Origin of the sequence: Vibrio sp. NC2 (genome assembly GCF_025195005.1) — a bacterium.
GTDB classification, from domain to species: Bacteria; Pseudomonadota; Gammaproteobacteria; order Enterobacterales; family Vibrionaceae; genus Vibrio; species Vibrio splendidus.
On record NZ_JANVFC010000011.1, the window covers coordinates 1 to 5,568 of the forward strand.

Here is a 5,568-nt window from a genome sequence, read left to right on the forward strand (position 1 = left end):
GTTTTGTCATTGAACACCTCATTTATGGTGGAGACTTTACCACCTAATTTGGTGTCCGGGATCATTAGACCACTACAGCACAACTGAGCATAAGGGGGGGGATCTATCACGCTAGTTCCTCGCTGTAGTGAGTGGAGTAGGGTATAGAAAGTAATTGTCGATTGAGTTGGTATCTGACTTGGTTGTTATTTGTATCTGATAGCCGCATCTTAATTATTAGGCTGATTAATAAAGGTAGATACTTGGAGGTTTAAGCGTTGGCACTGGTCTTGAGTAAATAGTGAAATTACATCAAATAAACTTATCTTGCAGATACAAAAACGCCTAGCGGTTGCTAGGCGTTGATAATTAGTACTTTAATACATCTACTACAATATTTGTTTAAGGACTCTATCGGCTTTGACACGAGTGATCTTACGAATCAACTTCTGAACCTCCATCGGATAGCTCTCAACCTTCTCCAATTGCTTATAAGTGCATATTAGCTGAGTGTGTTGAACAATATTATCTACTTCAGCCTGGAACTTGTCTGTTAAGTGATGGTAGTTATCTTGGATAAAGATGCCGTTTTCTAGATCCAGTTTCCATGCTCGAGGATTTAGGTTATTACCTGTTAGAAGCATGTAGCGCTTATCGACCCAAATACCCTTTAGATGGAAGCTATTTGAATCGTGTTGCCAAAGTCGAATCGAAAGGTTACGACTAGCAATATGAGCTTCGTTGGCTTTAGCAAAACGACGCAGGTTCAACTCGTAAAGGTATGGTAAACCACCAATCGTTTTAAACTCTTCCTCTGGGGAGATAAAGAAGTCATTGGCTGTCTTATCACCAACAACAATACTGACCTTTACGCCACGTTTAAGCGCTCTCTTTACTTCTTTTGCTAGACTCGGTGGGAAATTGAAGTAAGGCGTACAAATGAAGATCTCGTCTTTAGCCTGAGCGACAAGTTGATTGATTCCCTGATTCAGACGGTTACGTCTTTTGCCGATACCTACCAATGGTGTCACAGCGACTTGTTCGGGAGAAACATCTTGACCATCGAATTGATATTGAGATCTTGCTAACGATGCTCGGAACTGACGAATTGCAGGTTTCAGTTCTTTGGTAGCTGGTTTGTTCTTATCAGCCAAATCATAAACAGCAATGTCTGAGACCATCTGTTCGTGTACGTATGTAAACATTGTATCAGCAAGCGTTGCGTTGTTTAAAACGTGGTAACGATCAAAGCGATAGCGGTCATGGTAGTTCAGGTAGATATTGTTAAGGCTTGCACCGCTGTATATCACACTGTCATCGACGATAAAGCCTTTTAAGTGCAATACGCCAAAGACTTCTTTGCCGCGAACTGGAATGCCATAAACGGGTACAGAGTGCTGATATTTTTCCGCAAACTCTTTATACATGGCTGCATTGCCTTCAGAAGACTCCGCGCCAATCAATCCACGTTGAGCTCTGTGCCAATCGACACACACACTCACATCTAATTCTGGATTCTTTTGCTTTGCTTCATATAAGGCAGTTAGGATCTCACGGCCAGCCTCATCATCTTCAAGATATAAAGCGACTAAACTAATACGAGTTGTTGCGCGAGATATCTCATCAAGTAAGCGAGCTCTAAACTCTTGCGCTGATAGTAGTACTTCAAACTTGTCAGGATTCTGCGCTATGGTTGGCAACTGTATGAATGGATTCCTACTGGCAATCATATTGACTGTTTTACCTTAAAAATATGCAAAATTGCGAACCTCTAATTTTACCAAAGGGATAGCATCAAATACTAGATAATCGAGGCATTCTCTAACAATTTTGCTGATAATGCATAGGAATGAGATCTTTTCCGCTATTCGAATAGCGCTCGTACAAAACTCTTAGGCCATTAGGAAGATCTTTTGGGTCTACTTGCATGAACTGGTGTCGAGAGTAAAAGTTGGTGAGATGAGCATAAGCAAAGCAATAATCGCTTTCTGTTAGCGTATGTTTCGCACAATAGTCCATAAGTAGAGAGCCTAATTGCTTACCACGATGTTGTTTTGATATCGCCATACCAGTAAGTAAGCGATTATCTTCAATGGTGCGAAAACGCACGACACCACAAAGCTCGTTATCTAGTAATAACGAATAGATCAGTTCACTCTTGTTCGCTTTTCCCGTTGGGTAATGTTCTTTATAGAAACGTTTAACTAGGGGAACCTTTACTGGGTCTAATTGAGTAATGATGACATTGTTCATTCAGTCACTGCGCCATTGGTTTATCTGCTGTAGAATGATGGCAGTGTAAGTTAATTGAATATCGCCATGCAATTCCATCTCAATGCTAGTTTAAAAAATGTTCATACTTTTTCTATCGATCAGACCTGTGATGCGTTGGTTGAAGTAACCACGATCGACGAACTGATTTCGGTTTATAGGAATCCTAAATGGTCAACTTCACCTAAGTTAATTCTGGGTAAGGGCAGCAATATGCTTTTTACCAAGCATTTCGCTGGTTTGATCATTGTGAATAAATTAGCTGGGATTGAGCTGACCGAGACGGATCGTCATCACCTTCTGCATGTGAGTGGTGGTGAGGATTGGCCAAGCTTGGTTGAGTGGAGTGTTGATAAAGGTCTGGGTGGTCTAGAAAACCTCGCAATGATACCTGGTTGTTCAGGTTCTGCTCCGATTCAGAATATTGGTGCGTATGGTGTTGAACTGCAAGACGTATGCGAATATGTTGATATTCTTTATCTGGATACTTATACAGTTAAGCGGTTAAGCAAAGAGGAATGTCTCTTTGGCTACCGAGATTCTATTTTTAAACATGCTCTCTATGGCAAAGCGATTGTTGTTGCGATTGGTTTGACCCTACCTAAAGAGTGGAATCCATGTAATCACTATGGTCCGTTAAAAAGCCTACCAGCTGAGACTCTCTCTCCTCGTACTATATTTGATGAAGTATGCGCTATCCGTTCAAGTAAGTTGCCAGATCCTAGAGTCCAAGGCAATGCGGGTAGCTTCTTCAAAAACCCTGTGATCACCAAAGATCATTTTGATCGCTTGTTAGCTCTATATCCCAACATTGTCGGCTATGAGAGTAATGGCATGATCAAAGTAGCTGCAGGTTGGCTGATTGATCAATGCCAGTTCAAAGGCGTGACAGAAGGTGGGGCTCAAGTTCACCCGAACCAAGCATTAGTTATCATCAATTATGATGAGGCTTCTGCTGTGGATATCCTTAAGCTTGCAGAGCGAGTGCGTCAATCAGTCTTGAATAAATTCGATATTCGATTGGAACATGAAGTGCGTTTTATGGGACGAGACAGTGAGACAAACTTAGATAAAGCTTTGGAGTCATTGGCATGAGAGAGCACAGTACCAAGCTTGCACTATTGAGATGTCTTGCTGACGGTGAGTTTCATTCAGGTGAAGACCTAGGTGAAATGATTGGTGTATCACGAGCGGCTATCAGTAAGCACATTAAGGGTATTCAAAAGTGGGGTTTAGATATCTATCGAGTACAAGGCAAGGGCTACAAGCTAGCCAGTCGTTTAGATATGCTTGACCAAGAAAAATTGTCTGCAGTTAGTCGCGATGCTTCTCTTGAGCTGATTCCAATCATAGGTTCTACAAACCAGCACCTATTAGAGCGTACTAATACCCTCGAATCGGGGTCGGTCTGTATTGCTGAATATCAAGCTGCAGGTCGTGGACGTCGTGGAAGAGAGTGGGTATCGCCATTTGGTGCAAATCTCTACCTTTCAATGTATTGGAGGCTCGATGCAGGTATGGCTGCCGCTATGGGATTAAGCCTTGTCGTTGGCGTTGCTGTTGTTGAAGCCTTGGAAGAGATGGGTGTTGAAGGCGTTAAACTGAAATGGCCGAATGATCTTTACCATAATGACAAGAAACTCGCGGGTATTTTAGTCGAGTTGTCAGGACAGTCTGGTGGCGCTGCTCATATTGTTATTGGTTTGGGACTAAACCTGTCCATGGACCCGACAACATCAGGTATTGGTCAGCCGTGGACGTCTCTCAAAGAGATCTGTGATGGAAAAGTGCCCGATCGTAACCAGTTAGCACAGGCTCTGATCAATGCTTGGGACAAGTCACTTGCCGACTATGAGTTGAAAGGAATGTCTAATTTTGTCGAACGGTGGAACCGCTTAGATAATTTCTTAGGTCGCAACGTAAGGTTGATTATTGGACCTAGAGAAATTGAAGGTGTCGTTCAGGGGATTGATGAACAAGGCGCCGTGCTGCTCAAAACTGAGAGTGGTATAGAGAGCTATATCGGTGGAGAGATATCCCTAAGAAAAGGGGACTAAGGCTCTACTATTTTCTTAGTAACACTTCCTCAACCATATGATCTGCGCCTTTGCGTAAAATCAGGTGAGCCCTTTCTCTGGTCGGAAGGATATTCTGCTCTAGGTTTAAACCATTGATTGATTGCCAAATACCTTCTGCTTTTTCCTTAGCGGCTAGATCTGATAATTTAGTGTAGTGCCCAAAATATGACCCAGGTTTAGCGAAGGCACCTTCACGAAACTTCATAAAACGATTTACATACCATTGTTGAATTTGAGCGCTTTCAGCATCGACATACAATGAGAAGTCGAGGAAGTCTGAAATGAAGACTCTATGAGGCTCATGTGGGTAATTCATACCGCTTTGTAAAACGTTGAGCCCTTCGATAATGAGCACATCGGGTAAGTCGACCTCTTTTACTTCCTTGGTAATGTTGTAGGTGAGATGAGAGTACACAGGTGCAGTCACATTACGCTTACATGCCTTTACGTCTGAAACAAAATTGACTAGCGCTTTGATATCATAGGACTCAGGGAACCCTTTCTTACTCATTAATCCTTTTTCTTCCAATATTTCATTTGGATATAAGAAGCCATCTGTCGTAACTAGCTCAACTTTAGGGTGGTTTTCCCAACGAGATAGCAAAGCTTTCAATAGACGAGCTGTTGTACTTTTCCCTACTGCTACACTGCCAGCAATGCCAATGATGAATGGTGGCGCAGTTTCTTTCTTATCCAGAAATTGATGAAGCACTGAGTTTCTATTTTGTCGAGCGGCCACATAGAGGTTTAACAGGCGCGATAACGGTAGATAAATCTCTACTGCTTCTTCCATTGTCAGCTTTTCATTGATGCCTTGAAGCTCTTTCAAATCGCTCTCAGAAAGTGTCATTGGAACTAAATTCCTTAGTTCAGACCACTGCGCGCGGTCAAATGACATAAATGGGCTCATACAAAACTCTATAGTGGATAACAAAACAAGTGCATGGAAAATACATCAAGCGATAGATAAATTAAATATCTTCCTTTACTAGATGCGGATTAAAGGCAGAAACCTTGAGCTAAATAACCGTATATAGGAATTTGATAAGAGAATTTTGCACTTTTTTGCAATTTACTATTGCAAGGTGGAAAATCATTCAATAAAATGCGCCCCACTTGTGCCGACTTAGCTCAGTAGGTAGAGCAACTGACTTGTAATCAGTAGGTCACCAGTTCGACTCCGGTAGTCGGCACCACTTTCTCCCTTCTATTTATAGAGAGCGAGAGAAAGATCAAAATT

General features: G+C 42.0%; 5 protein-coding genes and 1 tRNA gene. 3 read left to right on the top strand and 3 right to left on the bottom strand.

Annotated features, from left to right (window positions below; translation table 11 throughout):
• Positions 1–368: 368 nt before the first annotated feature.
• Positions 369–1,709: a CDP-diacylglycerol--serine O-phosphatidyltransferase gene (gene pssA / locus NX845_RS14640; RefSeq protein WP_065682916.1), complete on the bottom strand. Its 1,341-nt coding sequence runs from the start codon at positions 1,707–1,709 to the stop codon at positions 369–371.
• Positions 1,710–1,800: 91 nt separating this feature from the next.
• On the bottom strand, positions 1,801–2,232 hold the full coding sequence (locus tag NX845_RS14645) for a GNAT family N-acetyltransferase (protein ID WP_065682917.1): 432 nt from the start codon (positions 2,230–2,232) through the stop codon (positions 1,801–1,803).
• A gap of 66 nt (positions 2,233–2,298) precedes the next feature.
• Here NX845_RS14645 and murB point away from each other — a divergent pair, with 66 nt between their 5' ends.
• A complete protein-coding gene (murB, locus tag NX845_RS14650; RefSeq protein ID WP_065682918.1) occupies positions 2,299–3,345 on the top strand; it encodes a UDP-N-acetylmuramate dehydrogenase in 1,047 nt (348 codons plus the stop codon).
• The gene (gene birA, locus NX845_RS14655; protein ID WP_065682919.1) at positions 3,342–4,307 is read left to right on the top strand and encodes a bifunctional biotin--[acetyl-CoA-carboxylase] ligase/biotin operon repressor BirA; all 966 of its coding nucleotides are present in this window, start codon (positions 3,342–3,344) and stop codon (positions 4,305–4,307) included. The genes murB and birA overlap by 4 nt, the downstream gene beginning before the upstream one ends.
• Positions 4,308–4,314: 7 nt before the next feature.
• Here birA and coaA read toward each other — a convergent pair whose 3' ends face one another.
• A complete protein-coding gene (gene coaA, locus NX845_RS14660) occupies positions 4,315–5,238 on the bottom strand; it encodes a type I pantothenate kinase (RefSeq protein ID WP_017078366.1) in 924 nt (307 codons plus the stop codon).
• 210 nt (positions 5,239–5,448) lie between these two features.
• On the opposite strand from coaA, the gene NX845_RS14665 reads away from it, so the two are divergent.
• Positions 5,449–5,524, top strand: a tRNA-Thr gene (locus NX845_RS14665).
• Positions 5,525–5,568 lie beyond the last annotated feature (44 nt).